Annotated in this window: 17 protein-coding genes and 1 pseudogene; 7 read left to right on the forward strand and 11 right to left on the reverse strand. The window is 47.5% G+C overall.

Annotated features, from left to right (window positions below):
- Nucleotides 1–134: 134 nt before the first annotated feature.
- From H6F52_RS01170 to H6F52_RS01180, 3 genes and pseudogenes are all read left to right on the forward strand, one after another.
- A pseudogene (locus H6F52_RS01170) lies at nucleotides 135–419 on the forward strand (hypothetical protein); the annotation flags it as partial.
- 281 nt (nucleotides 420–700) lie between these two features.
- Nucleotides 701–1,360 carry a sigma-70 family RNA polymerase sigma factor gene (locus tag H6F52_RS01175; protein WP_190414997.1) on the forward strand — a complete coding sequence of 220 codons (660 nt, stop codon included), beginning with the start codon at nucleotides 701–703 and terminating at the stop codon, nucleotides 1,358–1,360.
- Between the two features lie 386 nt (nucleotides 1,361–1,746).
- Nucleotides 1,747–2,310 (forward strand): Fis family transcriptional regulator, encoded by a 564-nt coding sequence (locus H6F52_RS01180; protein ID WP_242030352.1) that lies wholly within the window; start codon nucleotides 1,747–1,749, stop codon nucleotides 2,308–2,310.
- Nucleotides 2,311–2,366: 56 nt separating this feature from the next.
- On the opposite strand, the gene H6F52_RS01185 is transcribed toward H6F52_RS01180, so the two are convergent.
- A complete protein-coding gene (locus tag H6F52_RS01185; protein ID WP_199300287.1) occupies nucleotides 2,367–2,780 on the reverse strand; it encodes a gamma-glutamylcyclotransferase in 414 nt (137 codons plus the stop codon).
- A gap of 427 nt (nucleotides 2,781–3,207) precedes the next feature.
- Here H6F52_RS01185 and leuS point away from each other — a divergent pair, with 427 nt between their 5' ends.
- Together leuS and H6F52_RS01195 are read left to right on the forward strand one after the other, a co-directional pair.
- On the forward strand, nucleotides 3,208–5,781 hold the full coding sequence (gene leuS, locus H6F52_RS01190; RefSeq protein WP_190531379.1) for a leucine--tRNA ligase: 2,574 nt from the start codon (nucleotides 3,208–3,210) through the stop codon (nucleotides 5,779–5,781).
- Between the two features lie 362 nt (nucleotides 5,782–6,143).
- Nucleotides 6,144–6,725 carry a TIGR00730 family Rossman fold protein gene (locus H6F52_RS01195; RefSeq protein ID WP_190526723.1) on the forward strand — a complete coding sequence of 194 codons (582 nt, stop codon included), beginning with the start codon at nucleotides 6,144–6,146 and terminating at the stop codon, nucleotides 6,723–6,725.
- A gap of 223 nt (nucleotides 6,726–6,948) precedes the next feature.
- On the opposite strand, the gene H6F52_RS01200 is transcribed toward H6F52_RS01195, so the two are convergent.
- The 5 genes from H6F52_RS01200 to H6F52_RS01220 all read right to left on the reverse strand — a co-directional run bounded on the left by H6F52_RS01200 (nucleotide 6,949) and on the right by H6F52_RS01220 (nucleotide 13,022).
- Entirely contained in the window at nucleotides 6,949–7,527 is a 579-nt protein-coding gene (locus H6F52_RS01200; protein ID WP_190531381.1) for a hypothetical protein, read from the reverse strand.
- A gap of 309 nt (nucleotides 7,528–7,836) precedes the next feature.
- Nucleotides 7,837–8,058 carry a patatin-like phospholipase family protein gene (locus tag H6F52_RS01205; RefSeq protein ID WP_190414992.1) on the reverse strand — a complete coding sequence of 74 codons (222 nt, stop codon included), beginning with the start codon at nucleotides 8,056–8,058 and terminating at the stop codon, nucleotides 7,837–7,839.
- A gap of 365 nt (nucleotides 8,059–8,423) precedes the next feature.
- Nucleotides 8,424–8,582: a hypothetical protein gene (locus H6F52_RS01210; protein WP_190431998.1), complete on the reverse strand. Its 159-nt coding sequence runs from the start codon at nucleotides 8,580–8,582 to the stop codon at nucleotides 8,424–8,426.
- Nucleotides 8,527–9,369: an SDR family oxidoreductase gene (locus H6F52_RS01215; RefSeq protein ID WP_190526725.1), complete on the reverse strand. Its 843-nt coding sequence runs from the start codon at nucleotides 9,367–9,369 to the stop codon at nucleotides 8,527–8,529. The genes H6F52_RS01210 and H6F52_RS01215 overlap by 56 nt, the downstream gene beginning before the upstream one ends.
- A gap of 203 nt (nucleotides 9,370–9,572) precedes the next feature.
- Nucleotides 9,573–13,022, reverse strand: a complete 3,450-nt coding sequence (locus H6F52_RS01220) for a lipoxygenase family protein (protein WP_242033809.1) — start codon at nucleotides 13,020–13,022, stop codon at nucleotides 9,573–9,575.
- 793 nt (nucleotides 13,023–13,815) lie between these two features.
- On the opposite strand from H6F52_RS01220, the gene H6F52_RS01225 reads away from it, so the two are divergent.
- Nucleotides 13,816–15,231, forward strand: a complete 1,416-nt coding sequence (locus H6F52_RS01225) for an NB-ARC domain-containing protein (protein WP_190526728.1) — start codon at nucleotides 13,816–13,818, stop codon at nucleotides 15,229–15,231.
- A 9-nt stretch (nucleotides 15,232–15,240) separates the two neighbouring features.
- Here H6F52_RS01225 and H6F52_RS01230 read toward each other — a convergent pair whose 3' ends face one another.
- Nucleotides 15,241–16,773, reverse strand: coding sequence for a family 10 glycosylhydrolase (locus H6F52_RS01230; protein WP_190531383.1), 1,533 nt, complete (start codon nucleotides 16,771–16,773; stop codon nucleotides 15,241–15,243).
- A gap of 296 nt (nucleotides 16,774–17,069) precedes the next feature.
- On the opposite strand from H6F52_RS01230, the gene H6F52_RS01235 reads away from it, so the two are divergent.
- Complete coding sequence (locus tag H6F52_RS01235) at nucleotides 17,070–17,261, forward strand: hypothetical protein (RefSeq protein ID WP_190531385.1); 192 nt, start codon at nucleotides 17,070–17,072, stop codon at nucleotides 17,259–17,261.
- A gap of 52 nt (nucleotides 17,262–17,313) precedes the next feature.
- On the opposite strand, the gene psb27 is transcribed toward H6F52_RS01235, so the two are convergent.
- From psb27 to pstC, 4 genes are all read right to left on the reverse strand, one after another.
- Complete coding sequence (gene psb27 / locus H6F52_RS01240; RefSeq protein ID WP_190414987.1) at nucleotides 17,314–17,715, reverse strand: photosystem II protein Psb27; 402 nt, start codon at nucleotides 17,713–17,715, stop codon at nucleotides 17,314–17,316.
- A 384-nt stretch (nucleotides 17,716–18,099) separates the two neighbouring features.
- Nucleotides 18,100–18,906 carry a phosphate ABC transporter ATP-binding protein PstB gene (gene pstB / locus H6F52_RS01245; RefSeq protein ID WP_190414986.1) on the reverse strand — a complete coding sequence of 269 codons (807 nt, stop codon included), beginning with the start codon at nucleotides 18,904–18,906 and terminating at the stop codon, nucleotides 18,100–18,102.
- 230 nt (nucleotides 18,907–19,136) lie between these two features.
- Nucleotides 19,137–20,039 carry a phosphate ABC transporter permease PstA gene (gene pstA / locus H6F52_RS01250; RefSeq protein ID WP_190432156.1) on the reverse strand — a complete coding sequence of 301 codons (903 nt, stop codon included), beginning with the start codon at nucleotides 20,037–20,039 and terminating at the stop codon, nucleotides 19,137–19,139.
- A 128-nt stretch (nucleotides 20,040–20,167) separates the two neighbouring features.
- On the reverse strand, nucleotides 20,168–21,085 hold the full coding sequence (gene pstC / locus H6F52_RS01255; RefSeq protein WP_190415044.1) for a phosphate ABC transporter permease subunit PstC: 918 nt from the start codon (nucleotides 21,083–21,085) through the stop codon (nucleotides 20,168–20,170).
- Nucleotides 21,086–21,270 lie beyond the last annotated feature (185 nt).

Consider the following 21,270-nt stretch of genomic DNA (forward strand, 5'->3'; position numbering starts at 1 on the left):
ATTAGAGTAACTGGCACGAGTAGGCGGCAGCGATCGCCAGGTAGCATTGCTGGGTATGGACGGGATTGGCAAAACTGCGTTGTCTGGAAAGCTAGCAGAACAGATTCAGGATAATTTTGAGTAGGTTATATAGCGATCGCACTGTGCAGTTGTGGGATGCTAGTAGCGGTGAATGCCTGAAAGCTTTCCAGGGACATACTAATGGAGTTTGGTCAGTTGTCTTTAGTCCAGATGGTCAAATACTCGCGAGCGGTGGACAAGATGAAATGATTAAGCTTTGGGATGTAGCGACAGGCGAGTGCCGGAACACCTTGAGAAGTGAAAGACCCTACGAAGGCATGAAGATTACTGGGGTTACAGGTTTAACAGAAGCGCAGAAAGCGACGCTGAAAGCGCTGGGGGCAGTAGAGATGGAATGATATTTTCCTCATCCTCTGAAATCCTGCGTGTAATTATATTCGCCTCTAACTCCGACTAGAAATGACTTTCTCTTAAATTGCCCCTGCCCCTCTGCCTGTTTACTCTTATTTCCCGGATGGAGTGTTACAAGTTCGTATTTATATGAATAACTCCCGACGTTGTATCCTTCGATTCGCTACATTGGTGTAGAACGCCATTTAGCATTCCGCCGCAAGCGGGAACCATTGTCAAAGTGGCAGCGTCTTGGAGGGTTAGGATGTTTTAACCCCTATATCCATCCATGACTCAATCGATTCCTGTATCCTGGTCAACAGCTGAAGCAACGGTTTCTCAAGCGCCGGTGCAACCTGAAAAACTGTCAAACTACGATCTAATTCTGCATTGTCAGGCGGGGCTGCGTCCTGACCGCGCTGCCTTTGCCGAACTTTTGCGCCGGTATCAGTCTCATGTCGATAAGATTTTGTACCATCTGGCTCCAGATTGGCAGGATCGGGCAGATTTAGCTCAAGAAGTCTGGATTCGGGTTTACCGCAATATTAAGCGGTTGCAGGAGCCAGTCAAGTTCCGGGGATGGTTGAGCCGGATTGCCACGAACCTGTTTTATGATGAGCTGCGTAAACGCAAACGGGTGTCTCATCCGCTGTCGTTGGATGCGCCTCGCATGATGGATGACGGCGAAATGGATTGGGAAATTGCATCTGACAATCCAAGTCCCGACGAAGACATGACGACGCGGGAATTTTATGAGCAGCTGCATGAAGCGATCGCCGATCTGCCAGAGGTGTTTCGCACTACCATCGTCCTGAGAGAAATCGAAGGCATGGCTTATGAAGAAATTGCCGAAATCACAGGTGTCTCCCTGGGAACGGTAAAATCTAGAATTGCTAGAGCGCGTCAGCGCCTGCAATCTCAGCTGCAAAACTACCTAGACGGAAATTAATCTAACTTAGGGATAGAATCTGGTTTCAGCTATTCGGTGGATTCGTACCTCCGGGGTTGCCGATTATCTTTAAAGCAGTAGGATAGCCTTCCTTGTTCGCTGAAGTGCTGCAAGGTGTGGCTTCCAAGAAACGATTTCAGATAGGTCGTGAAAAAAGGGTAGATTTTTACTGGGTGCGATCGCTTGCTAAAAACTAGACTAAGCGTAAATCGTTAAGTTCACCCTTGGTTGTCACGGATTAAGTCAGCTCCCCATTACTTGTGTTTTACTTCTTGGCAAAACAGTTAAGATTGTAATGAAATACAAGTTTCTACGTATATACTGAATGTGGCAAAGATTAGTGACTGCTCTGCTTTCCTATTGTGTGACTTGCTGGTGATGTGAAAATGACCTCTGATTTGAACAATCGTAAGGATTCTGGACAGCGGTGCCCTGCAAACGCACAAGTCTCTAAGGAGATGGATATTTTGCAACGCGATCGCTTTGAATTGCTCAGTGCTTACTTAGATAGTGAAGTAACCGCTGACGAGCGCAAACAAGTTCAGGAATGGCTGAAAAGTGACCCCAAAATGCAGTGTTTGTATACCAGACTGGTGAAGTTACGCCAGGGTTTACAAACAATTCCCGTTCCAGAGTCCGAGCAATCAGCAGAACAGGCTGTTAATCAAGTTTTCGGACGCATCAACCGCCGCCGCTCCCAACGGGTTGCTGCATGGGGCGGTGCTGCGATCGCAGCTTTGTTTGTCGGTGCTTTGTCAGGAATTCTTCCGGGTAATCACTCCCTGAGTCCCCAACTAGCAAAAGCTCCCATTTCAGAGACAGCAGCAGAGCCTTTGATGGTTGCCCTGAATCATCCCGCAGTGGAGATTCCCAAAGCAGCAGTCGCGGCTCCAGAAAAATTTGTGAAGCCATCAGTCGATGGATCTGACGCCAAAGGATATCAGAATTAATCCGCTTTGACTTAAAAAATATTGAGCAATGAGTGATGAGTTTTGGAATGAACTCATCACTCATTGTTTTTTAAGTGGCTCCACCATCCAGAGGTCAGCAGAATCCCTTTTTGGCGTCTAACCCGATCAACGCTCATCAAGTAAGCCCAAGCTATTGCTAATGGCTGCCCAGATGGTTTATAGGTCTCAATTTGATGCCGGTTATATTCATTTTGTGCCTCTGGACGGCTAGGGTCATAGCCTTCCAGATTATCCAATTTCTGTAACACAGTTGAATCGGGAAAAGTGAGTATGAACCCGTGAATTTTTGCATTGCCAGGGATCATTGCGGGATACCCTGCTGGGAGGGAAAAAAGTTCACCGAATGCGATCGCTCTTTTTTCTTCCACCACCTTTCCAGCACAGTATCGCTCGTAATTGCACTCTCCCGGTTTCAAAGTGCCGTAAACAAAAACTTGTAAATTATTCAAAATGTACTTGTGATAGATATGTGAAAGATTGCTGCTAAAAAAATATTACTCTTCCTGGATATCACAATCTCAAATGATTGATGAAATTCTATTCTTTCTCTTTCTTGGCGTTCCAGAGCGCTAACACGCATGACTATAGCTCTTCGAGCATGGCAAAGCGATCGCTAGTGGGTTCTAAGGGCAAAACGCAGGCTCCGCAAACGCAGTTTTTTCAAAAAATATCCACTCACTCAAATAGGATTGCAATAAACACTGATTATCCTTAGTGCAGTTCAGCTCCTATCTGCGTAGGATGTGGATATCTTCAGCGTCAGCAAAAAACAGAAAAATTTAAATCGATAGTGTAGCCTACCGTCCAGACTATGGTGAACAGTTGTGTCAGAATATTGAGGCAAACACGATTACTAATCCAGCAGGAGTTTTTTCCGTGGAGTCCCGTTACAACCCAGCAGCAATCGAGGAAAAGTGGCAACAGACTTGGGCAGAACAAAGCTTAGATAAAACCCCCACAGATAGCACTAAGCCCAAGTTCTATGCTCTGTCCATGTTCCCCTATCCATCGGGCAGCCTGCACATGGGACACGTCCGCAACTACACCATCACGGATGTGATTGCCCGACTCAAGCGGATGCAAGGGTATCGCGTACTCCATCCGATGGGTTGGGATGCCTTTGGTTTGCCAGCCGAAAATGCCGCTATTGACCGGGGTATTGCTCCCGGAAAATGGACTTATCAAAATATTGCTCAGATGCGGCATCAATTGCAGCAGTTAGGGCTTTCAATTGACTGGAACCGCGAAGTTGCTACCTGTTCGCCGGATTATTACAAGTGGACGCAGTGGATCTTCTTGCAGTTTTTAAAAGCCGGACTAGCTTACCAGAAAGAAGCCGCCGTCAATTGGGACCCCATCGACCAGACGGTGCTGGCAAATGAACAAGTCGATAGCGAAGGCAAATCTTGGCGTTCCGGTGCCAAAGTCGAACGGAAAATGTTGCGGCAGTGGTTCCTGAAAATTACCGACTACGCCGAGCAATTGCTCAACGATTTGGACAAATTGAGCGGATGGCCCGATCGAGTCAAGTTGATGCAGGCGAACTGGATTGGTAAATCCACTGGCGCTTACCTAGAATTTCCGATTGTCGGGTTGGATGAAAAAATCGGTGTTTTCACCACCCGTCCCGATACCGTCTATGGCGTGACTTACGTGGTGCTAGCGCCAGAACATCCTTTGACTGCCAAAGTGACGACTCCAGACCGAAAAGAGGCGGTAGAAGGATTTATCCAAGAAGTCGCCCAACAAAGCGAATTGGAACGCACCGCAGAGGATAAGCCAAAGCGCGGCATTCCAACTGGCGGGAAGGCGATGAATCCTTTTACAGGCGAAGAGATTCCCATCTGGATTGCCGACTACGTATTGTACGAGTACGGCACTGGCGCGGTGATGGGTGTTCCAGCCCACGACACGCGGGACTTCCGGTTTGCTAAGGAGCAGAATCTCCCCATTCAGGTTGTAATTGTTCCGCCAGGGGATGATGTAGAGACGGGAAATATCGCATCTCTACAGGAAGCTTATACCGAACCAGGAATTTTGGTGAATTCAGACCAATTTAATGGGATGGATTCAATTAAAGCGAAGACAGGGATTGTTGAGTACGCGGAAAAAGAGGGTTGGGGGAAAGCGCGGGTGCAGTATCGCCTGCGGGATTGGTTAATTTCGCGGCAACGCTATTGGGGGGCACCCATTCCGGCAATTCACTGTCCCAGCTGCGGTACGGTGCCGGTGCCGGATGAAGACTTGCCGGTTCGATTGCCGGAAGAGGTAGAATTCACGGGTCGTGGGGCGTCTCCATTGGCGCAGATGGAAGCTTTTGTCAATGTTCCTTGTCCCTCTTGCGGCACCCCAGCCAAGCGAGAGACGGACACGATGGATACATTTATTGATTCGTCGTGGTATTTCTTGCGCTATCCCGATGCCAAAAACGAACAGCACGTTTTTGATCCCGCAAAAACCAATGACTGGATGCCCGTAGACCAGTATGTGGGCGGGATTGAACACGCGATTTTGCACTTGTTGTACTCGCGGTTTTTTACCAAGGTTTTGAGAGACTGCGGTCTTTTAAACTTCGACGAACCCTTCCAACGCCTGCTAACTCAGGGCATGGTGCAGGGCACTACCTACAAAAATCCTGCCACTGACAAATACATTCCCGCGGCACAGGTAGATCCAGCCGATCCAAAAGACCCAGAAACGGGGGAACCGTTGCAAGTCTTCTATGAAAAGATGTCCAAGTCGAAGTACAACGGCATCGATCCAGAGGAAGTCCTCGCCAAGTACGGGGCAGATACAGCGCGGATGTTTATCTTGTTCAAGGCACCTCCAGAAAAAGATTTGGAATGGGATGATGCCGACGTTGAAGGACAATTTCGCTTCCTCAACCGCGTCTGGCGACTGGTGGCAGAATTTGTCGCACAGAGTCCCTCTAGCTCCCCTGACAAAGGCGGGGAGATGAATAAGGGCGAAAAAGACTTGCGACGGGCAATTCACGGTGCGATTCAAGCGGTTACGGAAGATTTAGAGGGCGAGTATCAATTCAATACAGCAATTTCCGAGTTAATGAAGTTGAGCAATGCTTTAGCTGACGCCAAATGCAAAGACTCGCCAGTATATGCCGAAGGGATAGAAACTCTGATTCACTTGATGGCTCCCTTTGCCCCTCACATTGCTGAAGAACTGTGGCACACAATCGGTCACAGCGATTCGGTACACACCCAAACTTGGCCTACCGTCGATCCGGCTGCCTTAGTGGTTGATGAAATCACGCTGGTGATTCAAGTCATGGGCAAAACCCGTGGGGCGATTCAAGTGCCCGCTGATGCGAATCGGGAAGCTTTAGAACAGTATGCCCGAGAGTCAGAAGTTGCTCAGCGGTTCATCGAAGGCAAGGAAATTAAAAAGGTGATTGTAGTGCCTGGAAAGTTGGTGAATTTTGTGGTGGGTTGAAAAGAGAGGCTACGCGATCGCCCTCTTGCCATCTCGGTTCAGAAAAAGAGTGCGATCGCTATTCCATTCAATTATCAAAGCCTCCAGTCTTCTTCAATAATCCTCGTGCTTGAACTTCTCAAAGTCTTTGGGCGAAACTTGTTCTTCAGCAGCTGCCTGACCAATCTTGCTCTGGACTAGATTGCTCTGGAATCAGAAGAAAGTTTTGATAACTGGTTGCAAGTCTAAAAATCACCCATTCAGGTGAGTCAGCTGGGTGAAGTACTCGAGTGTCTGGGATAAGAGAATTTGGTGTTACGCAAGGCACGATGTCACATCAAATGTTTTGGTAAGGTTTATTAGGAGTTGGGGTAGCGATCGGGATGAAAAGCGTATGCATTTTTTGCGGTTCCAATAAAGGCTTACGACCCGCCTACGCGGAGGCAGCCCAGCAAATGGGTGAAGCGCTAGCACTCCGAGGAATTAGTCTAGTCTACGGTGGTGGAAATGTTGGATTAATGGGAATAGTTGCCGATGCGGCACTAGCAGCAGGAGGTGAGGTCATTGGTGTGATTCCTAAAGCTTTAGTGGACAAGGAAATTGCTCACAGGAGTCTAACCGATCTGCGAGTTGTTGGTTCAATGCACGAGCGCAAAGCCTTAATGGCAGAACTGTCGGATGCTTTTGTGGCACTACCAGGAGGCTATGGAACGTTTGAGGAATTTTGCGAGGTGCTGACTTGGGCACAACTAGGCATACACCAAAAGCCATGCGGTCTGCTGAATATCGAGGGTTATTATGACCACCTGATTGCGTTCTTCGATCGCGCGGTTGGCGAAGCGTTTTTGCGTCCTCAGCACCGTTCGCTTGTGCTGGAAGAGCAGGAACCGATGCTACTACTTGATACGCTGGCTGGATATCAACCGCTCTTAATCGATAAGTGGATTGGTCTTAACGAGACTTGACCAAGAAGGCGCTAGTGCAGCGACAGCAAAGTAACTGACCACTTCCTGGAAACGAGGGGATGAGGGGGTGAGGGGGTGATATCAACTGATCGCTTACTTCTGCCGTGATGCACTAGGGAGTGGGGCTAGAGCGTTGGAAAGAGAAGAGGACTAGACCAAGGTGGCAGAAATAACCCAGAGGGTGAAATTCTCCTCCTCACCCTCTCACCCCCTCACCCCCTCATCAGCGCTGGAACTGGGAAACTAAGGCTTCAACTTGATCTACGCAGTCGATAGATGTCACTGAGTTTGGGTCGATGTTTGGCGGTAATTTCCGCTGCTTGAAGCGTTTCTTTGTAAATGAGGTTGTATAGCGGTGATAGGTGAGCAACTTGCGGTTGAAGTCCTCAACCGCCTGGGAGGGTGACGTTTCAGGACTTGAGCTACCTGTTTCTAACGGTTGCATTCCGTTAATGGAAGGTACGGAAACATCTGACAGCTCACGATTAATCTGCTCGGATCTAGGTGTATAGCTAATCAGCTTCATTAAAACGTTTTGCTGTACGTTTGTGTCTTCCATTAAGTCTCCGATTGCATAGCCCGCCCAGTTGAGCATCGTATATTTTTTTGCCTCACCTAACTTAATCGACTGGTTACTGAACCCTGTACCAATTGAAATCAGCAAGAGGTTATCGGTACCCGTTTCCCAACCAATTCCATATTCTTTTTGAGTTGCTTCCACAAACAACTGGAATGATGGGTTGTTAAACATACTCACAGCACCATCAACAAATTCATACTCTTGATTGCCGACAGCAAACATATGAGGCGGGAAAAAAGTTGGTGCAGCAGAACTTGCTCAAACGATATGCCAGAGTGGAATTTTGCTATTACTCTTGAAGAATTGGTTATTTGGATGGTTAACGAGGAACCAGGCTCCATCAGTTGTTACATTCTTGGAAACAATCATCAAGAGTGTTTTCAGTTGATCCGATCCAAGGGTGATGTCACCTAGAATAGACTTTATATTTTGCTCTAGCGGCCCTGAATCGTACTTTGACCACAGTTGCCCGAGCAGCCAACGTTTACTAAACATTGTCTGAGCATCGTTATAAAAAATATCACGCAATGCTCACGCTGACATTCCTTTAGCGAGTCCTGCTGCTAAAATTGCACCTGCACTCGTGCCGCCAATGAAGTCGAAGTAATCAGCCAAACACTTCCAAGGCGAGTTAGGTTGGTTGCAGAGTATGTCTTCTAACTTAATTAGAATTTCAGCAACGATCAATCCGCGAATACCGCCACCATCCATTGACACTAAGCGCTTGGGTCGTTTTAAATTCAGTTTGTTCAAGGTTATTGCTTATTCCTTATTTAAGGATTTTTTTTAAAAGTCAAGTAAAAAAAATAATATCCCACGGCTTTAGATTGCATATGCATTCGGTTATAATTGGTGTTTTTAGAGCCATTAAATTATCAATTTTCAACGTTTTAACTGAGTCCTAAAAAATATTTTAAATTAAGTTTATCTCGGCTTATACCTTGTCTCTTGTTGCTAAAAAGCATTTCCTCTTGAGCGGTAACTAAACATCACTTCTGGATGTTGGTAATTGAGAATAGGTAATGGGTCATTAAGGAAACCAATTACCTATTACTAGCCACTAAAAGAAGGATTGATTTTAACCACATTGCAGACCTGCTCTGGCTATGCCAGTCAGATTAAAGTTCGTTGAAGTTATCGTGTGACGGTGGCGCGATCGCAATTTCTACCAATAAGGGGACGAGGGGAGAATTGCGTCGCAGGTGGTGTTTGAAATCCTCGTCAAGGCAGGCGATCGCCTGAAAACTCGACCACCGAATCGCCCGTGGGATCGACATATTTGCTTGAGACAAGACCACGGATGAGGTCGGACGTCTGGTATCTGAAATGTGGCACATCGGCGGTGGCAGCTTCGGCAATGACTTTTGCGATATCGTCACCTGTCTGCCCTATTGTGGCAAAGACTTGCTCCGTTGCCGCGAGGTATGCATCGAGCATCTTACTATATGCTTCGGGAACGGGTTGCTGCAAATTTGCCCTAGTCTCTAGGACGGATGCGACGAACTCCGTGTTAATCGCGCCCGGTTCGATCAGCGACACAGAGATACCGAGGCGTTTAACAACGGGAGCAAGACTCTCCATAAAACCCTCGACCGCAAATTTAGCGGCGCAATACGCATCGTTGAATGGGTGCCCAATGAGACCGCCGACGCTGGTAACTGTAATGATTCGCCCCGAACCGGCAGAGCGCATCAGCGGTAGGACAGCTTGGGTGACACGCCAGACGCCGAAAAAATTGACATCCATTGTTTGATTTAGATCGTCAATCGATGTTTGCTCAAGGGTTCCCAGGTAGCCAGCGCCCGCGTTATTGACAAGCACATCGATCCGACCGTAATCGCGGACAACAGAGTTTACGCACTCGTCAATGGAGGCTGCGTCCTGAACATCTAGTCTACACACTTCGAGCGTAACATTTTCCGTCTTTGCTCGCGTTTCAAGAGGATTACGCTTTTCTAGGTTACGCATGGTCGCAACGACGGTGAAGCCTGACTGCGCTAGTAACACCGCCGTACTCAATCCGACGCCCGATGATGTGCCTGTGACGAGTGCGATTCGATTCATTATTTTCCTCCGTAAATCCGTAAGACTGCTGCCCGTTTCGTTTGCCGCCTAACTATTTAATTAAACTGACTAAGTCAAAACTGACTAAGTCAGTCTAACTTCCCCAATGGGGTTCGCCGTAGCTTTATAGCAGAATTTAGTAGTAGGTACAGAAGTATCTACTACTAAGTTGTTGTGGCAGTGTTGTACCAGTTCCCTAAGTCCTAAATATCAGTGCTATAGGCAATCTGCTTGGGTGACAGGTAGGGATAGGGAATTTTACCTTCCTGTTCCAGCTTTTTGTTCCGTTCCTCAATCTCCACTGCTATCAGATTTAGCTTCGCCATAAAAATAGCGTGGATTGAGGAGAACCGATCGTTTGCTAACGGTAATTGGAACAGTAGATGCAAAGACGGGGTGGTGAGCAGGTAGGAGAAAGAAACTTCAAAGTGAGAAATTGTAATGCTCTGCAAAGCTTCCATCACGTATTCCATTGTGATATCGCCTTCAGTTTCAGGTACTGGCTTATCCAGAACGTTGGGTCGGTTGGGGATATACGCTAGGTATTCCTTTTGGGGGAAGTTGACTGCGGAATGTTGGGCACTGGCTAGAAAAATAATGTTGGTTAGAGTTTTCACCAACAGCTCCCGCGTTTCAATAGCAGCCGGAAAACCAGAAACAGCTCCACGCTCCGGATCGGCAGTTTCCTGCGCCCAAGCTTGGATAACTTTATCTGCTGCCACTGCGGCATCATCCTTATACACAGCCGCTACAATATTGCCGACATAGTCAGTAATTGCATTCCAAATCTTGAACCCATCGTCGCGGAAGTAGTAGTCTTCAACGCCGTCCGAACCCTTCTCATCAAATCCGCGTGATAATAGCTCTTGCGGGAAGCTCATACCAGAAAAGTCCCACTTCTTCAATGCCTTCAGCAATAGCTGCATCGCTCCCGCAGTGCCCGTGGCGAAGGTTTGATTAGTAAAGGGAGCAATGTAAGAAACCAAAGTCTGACGAGCAAAGTAGTTGATGCCGATGGTGTCTTCAAAGTGCGGCTTCAGCAGTTGACCAATTGGGTGATCTTTGGGAAAGGCGTTGTGATGGCTGATGGCAAAAGGTTCTATAACCAAGTGCGTGAAGCCCAAGTGGTAGATAAACTGGTGGTACTGGTTGTCAGCACAGACTGCATGAATCTTCGCCAGTAAATACTCGTTGGGATAGGGTGAGTTAGGAGTGTAAACCTCGTTTTTACGGTCTTTATGGCGCGTTAGTTGGATGCCGAGAATGTTAAGTTGGGACTTACCATCTTCCAATAGTTCCCGGTATACCAACACGAATGCGGGATAGAAAACTTTACCGCCAAGTTGAGGGATATCTTCTAGATATCCGTAATCCAGCAAGAACAAGCGTTTTTGGGCGATCAGCTCAGGGATAGTTTTCCCTTGGGCCGTCAGGTGTGCCATGTCTTTGGGGATAACACTTTCGTCTGTGCAGAGTGTAATGCACATCGGGTTAACCCCTTGGATTAGCTGGCGGCAGAATTCCACATCATCCTTCCAAATTTTCGGAAGGTTATATGGCTGGTCGATCCAGCCAGAGAAGAAGGCTGTCCACGGATCGCCGCCCTCCTTCTGGATCTTCTCTAGCCTTTCTAAAAATCCCACCTGTGAGTAGAGGTACTCAGAGGCACGCTGCGAAATTAATCCCAGTTTCTGTGGTGGTAGCACTTCTCCTGGCGGTAGACCTTTCACCATGCGTGGCAAGTCCTCCATTGCCACGTCAGGTGCATCTTTCCGACGAGGATACTTTTGATATTCATACTTTTGGTCTTCACCGCCAGCATACTGCTGCACGATTTGCAAAACTTGCTGCTTAACCTCATCCAAAATCCCAGTCAGGAATGCGATCGCGTGTTGCTGCTGCATTTGTTTGGTGTCGGGCAGTTTTTCCCCTGAATCCAGCAACAGCCGCAGGGAAACGACAATCTCTCCACGCTCGGTACGCTGTAACGGTAGCGTTTTACGTGTTAATTGACCAGATTTCAACTCGTGCAAATCAACTTCGGCAGTACCCATAAACTCATCTTTGCCGAGGTTAGCATCCCAAACGCTGAAACGCAGCTTACCCTCAATGCTCACCAACTCAAAGGTGAACTTTTCATTCCACAAGGGGTTGCAAGTCTGCAAACAAGCCTTCGATTCTTGTGGCTTCGCCTCGTCAAGATCGATTACGACAAAAGGATCGGGATTAAACAAGCCAGTTTTGAGCAAATCCTTGCCGCTAATCACTTCAACTTCCAGCTTGCCAATACTGGGATTAAAGTGTTTATCCAAGGATTTGATCGCTTCGGCGTAAGTCTTTTCCTGACCGCTGGTGATTTGTCCGGCAAATACGGGGCTGACTTCAGTTTCAGAAAACCAATGAATCACCGTTTCTGTCGGACTCTTGGCTGACATCTCGACAGTTGTGATAGCACTCGTGATGGGAAGACTAGGTTTGACTTCGACAAAGGAATATTTCAAGGTGTGCTTCTGGTCATCGCGCATCTCCAGACGCTCTTTATATTCGCGCCCTGAGAGAGTCTTGAAGGAGCGTATCGCCCCAACTTCGTCTTTGCCTGGGGCATCCAATTTAACCCACTCATAAATAGGCCACCATTTCATAATCTCCTGACCAAAGGGTCTGAAGACCGCCCACACTTTGTCAATGGGGGCGCGAACGATACCTGTGACATTTGCGCGGCTAGTTTTTTGCTGGGTGTCTTTGCGAGTGTCAAATTGCGATTTGACCCACTCAAATCGCTGGTTGAACATCTTTTCAATGCTGGCTTTGAGTTGCTGGGCATCTTGCCCCTCTTCAGGGATGAAGATGTTCTCATAGTTCACTTTGGTGACTTCGGCATTCACCTCAGAAAGCTTGACTGTAGCCCTGTAGAGATTGATCGGCATCGAAGCACTTTTGGTCATTTCATAGGCTAAGGTTCGCTCTTCGTTCGAGCAAGACACGAGGCTCTCCTCGACAACTCCACCGTTCGGGAAGAGGATCTGCCGCTTATTGTCAGGCTCTATTTTCACCCCAGTGGCGTATTGCACCCACGAGACATCCTGCCAATTGCCAACGACAGCCCACAACTTATCTACGGGACAGTGGACATCAAACTCGAACGAACACTTGATTCCGTCTCTTCGGAGGATGAAATTAGTGACTTCAGGGATGCGCGTTGGCAGGAAGTTTTCCATAATCTTGAGTGCTTTTGCCCGATCTTCTCGGTTCTCGCTCCGCATCACGACTTCCATCGTCAGCGACACTTCTGGACCAGTCTCCGTGTCGTATACCCGCGCGGTAGCTTCGTAGAACGTGAACAGCACATTCGGCTCTGGTATGTCGATCTTCCAGACGTGGGTTTGATCGTCCTTGACGACCAGCCGTTCGCGAGTGATCCCACCCCCGAACTCGAATCGGATGATGGCTCCCACGCCATTTTCCGGTTTTCCATCCCCAGTTTCCAGTTCAGTATTTTCGTGTGCGCCGAGAACTTTCTGCAACGAGAGATAGTCATCGAACCCAGACCAAAACTGGTTTACCGAAATGGGTATCTTTTGGACGTTCGTTCGCGAGACGTGTTTGCCAAACTCCAGATCGTCTGTCGAATTTAAAGTACTTAGTGAGGTCATTGCGAATGTCTCCATAAATGAACGCGATGGACTGTTGATGAAAATAGAATTGCTAAATTAAGCTTTGTTGAGGTAGGTACACGACTTTTACTTAGCTGTGATTTGGTAAATTTTGCAAGTCTTACATACTGATTCCAGCGCTCCTCCCAGGGAGATTTAAGTATTTTTTACGGCTGGTTTTATTGTGGGGTTTAAAAGAGTAGATTTATCCGGTTCTTTTCTAACTCATGATTCTGGCGATTTGCCTAATGTCAACATAATCGTTTGCGAAAAAAGTATCCTACCCATGATTCATCGCGGATACTGGTACGCAAAAGAACTTGAGAGCTTGCCTCGGAAGAAAACCACAATCCCCAGCCAATCAATTCCTGAATATCTTATCCAACAAAGTGTTCCTGCCTGAACGAGCAAAATTCATTGATGTTTTCATAAGTCAAGTTTGCCGCGTCCATCAAATATCAGCCACCGAAGTTTAGGATCTAAACAAAGAACTTAAATATTTCTGCCGATCAAGTTTTTGAAGCCAGACATCGTAAGCTTTTCATCCGGGAAAAAATTAAGAGGCTAACTTTGCGAAGTTACTTAAAATCGGAAAATTTATTAATCTTCGGATCGAACAGCCTATAGCTTTGCCATAATCGGGGTGATTAAATTCCCTGAGGTTCAGGAAATCTATATCCGAAGTTTGTAGCAGTCTATTTAGTGGGGTGGAACCTATTACCCACAGACCATATACACCGGGTTTTGCCTGCCCCACAGGTTACTGTGTTTGTTAAACTCAGATATTTCTCTGATGAATTTACAACAACAAAAACGTAGGCGTGGTGTGATTCTCACGCCCCAAGGATTAAAGAAACTCCAGGCTGCAAAATCTGAAGCGGAAAGTTGCGAAAAATCTAACAATCGGTACACTCTGGAAGCGTTAAGCGATCGCACTGGCTTAGATCCAGATACCCTGATGAAGGTATTTGCTTGTGACGCTGGGGTTGATAAGCGCACCCTGAGTCGTTGCTTCAGAGCTTTTAACCTCTTATTGGAACAAAGTGATTACGATTTACCCGCTTCTAAAATTGAGCCGGTTGCGGAGCCAGGAAGTGCCACGACGAAAGCAGGACAGCAAGATTGGGGTGAGGCTCCTGAGTGTGCGATTTTCTCCGGTCGCACAGAAGAACTGGCAACCTTGACGCACTGGATTTTATCGGAACGCTGCCGACTGGTAACGCTGTTAGGAATCGGCGGAATTGGAAAAACCTGTCTGGCGGTGAAACTAGCCCATCAAATTCAAGATCGATTCGAGTTTACGATCTGGCGAAGTCTACGCAATGCTCCGCCCCTCAAGGAGATGCTAGCAGAGCTAATCCAATTTCTATCAAATGAGCGGGAAACTAATTTACCAGCAACGGTAGAGGGGAGAATTTCGCTATTAATTCGTTATTTAAAGCTTTCTCGCTGTCTGTTAGTGTTCGATAATGCGGAGGCGATTCTGCACGGGGGCGATTTGTCCAAGCCTTCCTTGCACTTTAGCACTGGACACTATCGCCAAGGCTATGAGGATTATGGTGAACTTTTGGAAAGGATAGGAGAAACACCCCATCAAAGTTGCATGGTGCTAACAAGCCGGGAGAAGCCAAAAGGAATTGGATTACTGGAAGGAGAAACTTTACCCGTTCGAGTCCTGAAACTAAAAGGTTTGCAGGTAGCGCCAGTACAGGAAATATTGAGGGCTAAAAGTTCTTTATGGGGTTCGCCGAGCGATTGGAGCCAGCTAATTGAATATTATGCAGGAAATCCATTCGCATTAAAAATCGTCTCGACGACGATTCAAAAGTTATTCCACGGGAATATTTCTGATTTTTTAAGCCAAAAAATTACAGTGTTTGGTGAAATTCGCAATCTTTTAGAGCAACAATTTAAGCGGTTGTCCGAGACGGAAAAGATAATTATTAACTGCCTCGCCCTGAGTAACCAAATCCTTTCATTTTCACAATTGCGGGAGAAGCTACCGCCCTCGATCTCACCGCAAAAACTGCTAGAAGCCTTGGAATCATTGGAAGAGCGATCGCTAATCGAAAAAAAGGCTGCATTTTTCTTTTTGCAGCCTGTGGTTATGGAATTTGTAAGCGACCAATTAATCGAAGAAAAAATTACCCAAGTGCCGCTGCGAATCGTGTCTAGTGACGAGTATCCCAGATTTGCGGCTAGGAGCTAAAAGCGATCGCTAGTCGGCACCACAGAACTTGCGATCGCGGTCTACTTCCGGTTCTTGCCAGGAAAAGGCAAAATGGCTGATTGAATTGACTTGCGGTGCCCCAGCGCGGATCGCTTGCATCTGCTGTTCTAAGGACGGACGAGAATTGAACGACTTGCCCCAAGCCCCCGCTAGTACGGGTGAAACCTGAGTGCCGGGTGGCGCAAGACTCAAAACCCGCTCAACTTGCGGGACAATGCAGCTGGTGTTGCCGCAGGTTGCATAGGACATCGGATGCCACTCCATATAACTGGGAAACCGATCCCACGGTTGCACTCTCGAATCATACCCCCCTTGACCGACGGTTTGATTCCCCTCCGGGAAAAACACTGCCCCCGTGCGGATTCTTTGTCGCTGGGCGGGGAGGCTGGCTAACGCCACAAAGTCCACAACGCCTTGAGCCGCATGGGCAACACTCAGTTGCCACAACTCCCATTGCAGCCGGGCTTGGCGCTGTGAGGCGGTTGCTTTCATTTCGTCGGCAGCGGGGTTGCGTCCCTGCCAGAGGGGCGATCCCTCATCTGGGTAAAGTTTATCCACCCCTGCAACATCGCCAGCGCTAATGAATCCCTTGGTAATATATCGCTCGATCAGTTCTCGTCCCTTATTGTTGAGGGCGCGGTCATACAAAGCCTGTCGAGAACCATCTCCGTAAATCCATAAATCTTGGACTTTCGTTACCACGGAAGCACTTCCTGACTGGCGGGGATACCGAATGTAGTCAAACAGCACTCCATCGGGGCGGCGACGAACCACCTCTTGAACCAGCTGGTAATAGTCTCGTTTTGCTTGGGCGTTGTAAGGATCGATGAAGGCTTGAGAACCGTCCTCCGTGACCGACAAACTGGTTTTTCCCATACCATCGCGGGCTAGCGCTTGCTGTCGATCGGGTCGCTGGGAGTAGGAGTAGCCAAAGTTCATGGCGAACATCCACGCATAGACTTGCATCCCCCGTTCGCGCCCTTTGTTAATCGCTTGTGCGAGCAAGTCCACTTTCTCAGCGCCTGGAGTTCTGATGACAGAAGGCCAGGGTGTGGAATTTTCTGCCTTAGGCAGTAGCACCTGACCGTCAGAAAAAACTTCGACATAGACCTGGTTATAGCCCCGGTTAACCAAGCGATCCATTAATTCATCTAGTGCCCCAGGACGGATGTCACAGGGATACAGGCGCAGCCAGATTGCCTGTACGCGGGGCCAAGTTTGCTGACGACACTGCTGCAAACTCTCTGCGTGTTTTTTCAAGAGCGTTCTGTAGCGACCTTGGGAATCCGAGTTTCCCTTCACGGCTGAAACACGCAAACTTTCTTTTTGGGCGATCGCATCTGCTGAAAGCTGGCAATATGCCCTTGTTTGAGCTAGAGCAGATTGCGAACCCAAGTAAGGGTTGATAAGACTACTACTGGTCAGAACTGCTGCAACTAAACCGCGATAGACACGCTGCCAAGTTTGCGGCAATCTTAACGATGCCTGACCCACGAACTTCCTCCTAAACACCAATCTCATGGAACTGTTAGATATGTCTACCCATCAGACGAAAGGATGGAACATAAGGTGTCATCCGAACCGATTTCACTGGTTGAGCATCATATCAGCACTTGTCTGAGTACTTGTCAATTGACTCTATACACAGATTTACCCGCGTTTCCGGCAAATCTCTGCTTTTTAGTAGAAATAGGCACCCATAAGATCGACGATACCAACTGCCACGTCTGTTGCCATTTGGGCTTTTCAAACCAAAGCCCAAACAGGATTTCAAGATTTTATCTTCTGAAATTAAAACAAAATGGCGTAATCTGTCATTGCTTTGTCTGCGGCGCTTTGTCTGTAGCGCTTTGTCTGCGGCGCTTTATCTGCGGCGATCGCATCCGCCGTCTGTGCTGCGTGTTGCAGCGGATGCGATCGCTCCACTGGTCACGGTAAATTCACTCCATCTGCCATCATCCCCAACCGGGTCTCAGAGCAGTGGACGCGATCTCCATAAAAGCGATTAGCGATTAGCCAGTGAATGAACAGCTAACAGCTAACAACTCGCCAGCTAGTTCTTCAAGCTTCTCGTCTCAAAGCTGCTTCCACCTGCTGGAACTCTTGCTCTAAGCGAGTCTTCAGTTTTTCCGGCAGCGGACGATTCGGATAAGAGCTGTAATGCCCTGCTATTGAATTCAATGCAGTTCGCATCGTCGTGTAAGAACTCAGCTTAGCGACAGAGCTATCCCGCCGATAGCGAGAGGCAAAATCGTTAATAATCTGACGCGCTTGTGACTGAGCTGCTGCCTTGTCTGCCGAACCCTCTGGCAATTCAATTGCTGTTCTCAAACCTTGCAACAAAGCCAAGGTATCTTGGCGGTAATCTCCACTCAGTCCTAGCGAGCTGCTGGAGGAACAGCCCATCAATCCCATCGTAACTACCAAAACCAGGGCTAGGAGACGTGACCAATAACGCTTCATAAGTATTTTTTTTACCAAACGAGATGGAAATGCAAAATCAGAGTTTATCCTATCTCGAATTGGAACCCTTAGAATTTTAGATTTTTAATTTTAGAGATAAGACGTTTGGTGTAAATAAACGTAGACTCTCGATGGTTCATAGTTTAGGAATTATGGTTTGTAGGAACAATCCATAAACTTTTACCCCTCGTTACATTTATTTGTGCCCCTATATTCCACTATTTTCATCCTTTTAACAGATGCGAAAAAAAATGGAAGTTCCTATTTTTTTGGCTTTGCTAAATCAAATAATCTGATAGGAATACTTCTGACAGGTATCCCACAACGAGTAAGGGCAGAAACCCTGCCCCTACCTTCTTTCAATCAATCGTTTTTCTGGAAAAATTAACCGAAGCGACCGCTTACATATTCCTGTGTTGCTTGCTGCTGAGGGCTTTGGAAGATAACCTCGGTGCGGTCGTACTCGACTAAATAACCAATACGACCTCCTTTTTCGGTTGGTTCGACATTGAAAAAGGCTGTCATATCAGATACTCGCGATGCCTGCTGCATATTGTGCGTCACGATCACGATGGTGTATTGCTCTTTGAGTTGATGGAGCAAATCTTCAACTCGCAGCGTGGAAATGGGGTCGAGAGCGGAGCAGGGTTCATCCATCAGGATCACGTCTGGCTGAACAGCGATTGCTCTGGCAATACACAACCGCTGCTGCTGTCCCCCAGACAAAGATAAACCACTCGCTCGAAGTTTATCTTTCACTTCATCCCACAGAGCCGCTTGCCGCAAACTCCGCTCTACCAATTCATCCAAATCGCCCCGATATCCATTAATCCGGGCACCAAAGGTGATGTTGTCATAAATCGATTTAGGAAATGGGTTTGGTCTTTGGAAGACCATCCCAATCCGTCGCCGCACCTCTACGGGATCGATTTCTGGAGCGTAAAGATCTTGACCGTGGTAAGTGACTTTGCCTTCTGCCCGAAAACTTTTAATTAAATCATTGAGGCGGTTATAGCAGCGCAACAAGGTACTTTTTCCACAACCCGAAGGTCCAATAAAAGCCGTAACCCGGTTTTTGGGAATATCTATCGAAATGTCTCGAAGTGCTAAAAAATTTCCGTAGTATACCTTTAGATTTTCTGTCTGTAAAACAGTCTCAGTTTGATTCTTGGTTTGAGAATTCGACAACATAAATAATCAGATCGGTTTTTGGGTTTAACAGGCTAACAAAAACCCTGTAGGTTTTTGGGCAGATGATTGGGCGAAGGATTGTGTTGCTTGGGAAGTCAAGGGGATTACGGCTTCGTCCTTAAGGTTAAAAACAGCGCCTAGCATACTATTAAACCTCGGTATGTATTCATTGTTGCATTACTTTGTTTAAGTTTCCGTATCATAGCAACACATATTTGAACAATTGTTCATCAATAAACTCGACGAGCCGTTGCTAAACGAGAAATCATGCTGGTTATCAGAACCAGTAAAACTAGGATGAAAGAAGCCGCCCAAGCGAATTCTTGCTGATTTTTAAATGGAGACGTAGCGAAGTTGTAAACTAAAACCGCTAGGGAAGCCGTTGGTTCTTTTAATTGATTGTTCCAATTAGGCCAATATTGGGTGAAAAGGGAAGTAAATAATAGGGGTGCTGTTTCACCAGCAGCACGAGCAACTGCCAGCGTCGTTCCCGTCACAATTGCTGGGAGTGCTGCTGGCAAAATCACGCGAGACACCGTTTGAAAGTTAGTTGCTCCCAGTCCGACCGATGCTTGTCGGATTTCTTGCGGAACCAATCTTAAAGCTTCTTCGGTTGCCCGAATTACAATTGGCAACATCAAGATTGATAAAGCAAATCCTCCCGCCCATGCGGAATAAGTTCCCATTGTGAGAACGACGGCGGCATAAGCGAAGACGCCCACAATGATAGAGGGAACTCCACTCAGGACGTTGGTGGCAAAGCGAATCCAGTAAGAAAACTTACCCGTATTACTAAACTCAGACAAATAAATGGCTGCCATGATGCCAAAGGGAATGCTAATCAGGGCAGCAATTCCGACCATGATGAGGGTTCCCAGAATGGCGTTGCCAAACCCGCCTCCGGGTACTAAGGGAGGGGGCGGCAGTTCCGTGAACGCACTCGCGTTCAGCTGGCTTATACCCTGGATAATTACGTAGGAAAGCACCGCCACCAAAGGCAGGATAGCCAGGACAGCACAAAGAAACGTTAGCGCCGTCATCACGATCCCAAACAGTGTCCGGGGGGAAGTAGGCGATCGCTTCAAACTACGACTGGGAAATCCGGAAACTGGTTGAGCCTGGGGTTTAGACATCATATTTGTGGTCGGTGGTCAGTGGTCGATTATGGAGGGGCGGCTTTCACCAGATATCTGCCAGTAGCTTTCCTATACTGATAAACCCGCCTGTGCAAGTCTGCTGTCATCTCAGAACAAGGAACGGATTAAATTCGCTGGACGCGCTCAATGAGTATCTGAGCCAAGATATTCACTAACAGCGTGAGGACAAATAGAATTAACGCAGCATACATTAGGGCTGCCACTTGCAGACCGCTTGCTTCTGCAAATTGGTTGGCGAGTAGGGAAGCAATCGTGTTGGACGGAGCCAAGATAGAAGGACTGATGTTGTTAGAATTCCCAATCAACATCGTTACAGCCATTGTTTCTCCCAAAGCTCGACCCAGTGCCAGCATCACTGCGCCCACAATTCCAGAGAAAGCGGACGGGAGTAGCACTTTGAGAATGGTCTCCCAACGAGTCGCTCCCAGCCCAACTGACGCCTGCCGCAAGTCTGGAGGTAACGAGATGAGGGCGTCACGAGAAAGGGCTGCGATAGTCGGCAATACCATAATGGCGAGGACGAGCGCTGCCGGGAGCAAGCCTGGGCCACGCAGCGGCGTGCTAAAAATGGGCAGCCAACCCAAAGATGCGTTAAGCCAGTTACCTACGACCTTCAAAAGGGGAATCAGAACAAAAATTCCCCACAAACCATAGACCACACTGGGAATCGCTGCTAGCAGTTCTACGAGGAAAACAATTACCACCTGAATTCGTGGCGGCAAATAATCTTCACTCAGAAAAAGAGCTACGCCAATCCCGACTGGCACGGCAATCAACAGGGCGATCGCTGAGCTAGCGATCGTGCCGTATAGTTGAGGCAGCGCTCCGTACTGATTGCGAACTGGGTCCCAATTGGTGGAGGTAATAAAGCCAAACCCAAATTCTGTAATCGCAGGCCAAGCTTTAATTGCAACTTGTACCGTTATCCAAATCAGGATTACAGCAACTGCAAACGCAAAAATTCGAGTTAGCCAAATAAAGCCCCGATCCATCGTCCGATCCCAATCGGAGCGGGGTTTCATAATTTTCTGCGAACCGGAGGTCACGGAACTCACGGGATTATTTTCCTCAGACACTGGTTAGTAAAAGCAATAAACGCTTGTATTCGTTGATGCAAGCTAGACCCGTACCATTTTTTTTAATCAGAATGCAATTTTTTCAATTGCCAGACATTCCAGCTTAGCAGGGGCAGTTTTGCTATTAGCCT

Origin of the sequence: Coleofasciculus sp. FACHB-542, from assembly GCF_014695825.1 — a bacterium.
Taxonomy (GTDB): domain Bacteria; phylum Cyanobacteriota; class Cyanobacteriia; order Cyanobacteriales; family FACHB-T130; genus FACHB-T130.

Bases quoted from the DNA above. Each gene is read 5' to 3' on its own strand.
- H6F52_RS01230 (WP_190531383.1), bottom strand. From the start codon at position 16,773: ATGAGATTGGTGTTTAGGAGGAAGTTCGTGGGTCAGGCATCGTTAAGA.
- pstB (WP_190414986.1), bottom strand. From the start codon at position 18,906: ATGTTGTCGAATTCTCAAACCAAGAATCAAACTGAGACTGTTTTACAG.
- pstA (WP_190432156.1), bottom strand. From the start codon at position 20,039: ATGTCTAAACCCCAGGCTCAACCAGTTTCCGGATTTCCCAGTCGTAGT.
- H6F52_RS01180 (WP_242030352.1), top strand. From the start codon at position 1,747: ATGACCTCTGATTTGAACAATCGTAAGGATTCTGGACAGCGGTGCCCT.
- H6F52_RS01215 (WP_190526725.1), bottom strand. From the start codon at position 9,369: ATGAATCGAATCGCACTCGTCACAGGCACATCATCGGGCGTCGGATTG.
- H6F52_RS01195 (WP_190526723.1), top strand. From the start codon at position 6,144: ATGAAAAGCGTATGCATTTTTTGCGGTTCCAATAAAGGCTTACGACCC.
- H6F52_RS01220 (WP_242033809.1), bottom strand. From the start codon at position 13,022: ATGACCTCACTAAGTACTTTAAATTCGACAGACGATCTGGAGTTTGGC.
- psb27 (WP_190414987.1), bottom strand. From the start codon at position 17,715: ATGAAGCGTTATTGGTCACGTCTCCTAGCCCTGGTTTTGGTAGTTACG.
- H6F52_RS01175 (WP_190414997.1), top strand. From the start codon at position 701: ATGACTCAATCGATTCCTGTATCCTGGTCAACAGCTGAAGCAACGGTT.
- H6F52_RS01200 (WP_190531381.1), bottom strand. From the start codon at position 7,527: ATGTTTGCTGTCGGCAATCAAGAGTATGAATTTGTTGATGGTGCTGTG.
- H6F52_RS01225 (WP_190526728.1), top strand. From the start codon at position 13,816: ATGAATTTACAACAACAAAAACGTAGGCGTGGTGTGATTCTCACGCCC.
- H6F52_RS01210 (WP_190431998.1), bottom strand. From the start codon at position 8,582: ATGTCGATCCCACGGGCGATTCGGTGGTCGAGTTTTCAGGCGATCGCC.
- pstC (WP_190415044.1), bottom strand. From the start codon at position 21,085: ATGAAACCCCGCTCCGATTGGGATCGGACGATGGATCGGGGCTTTATT.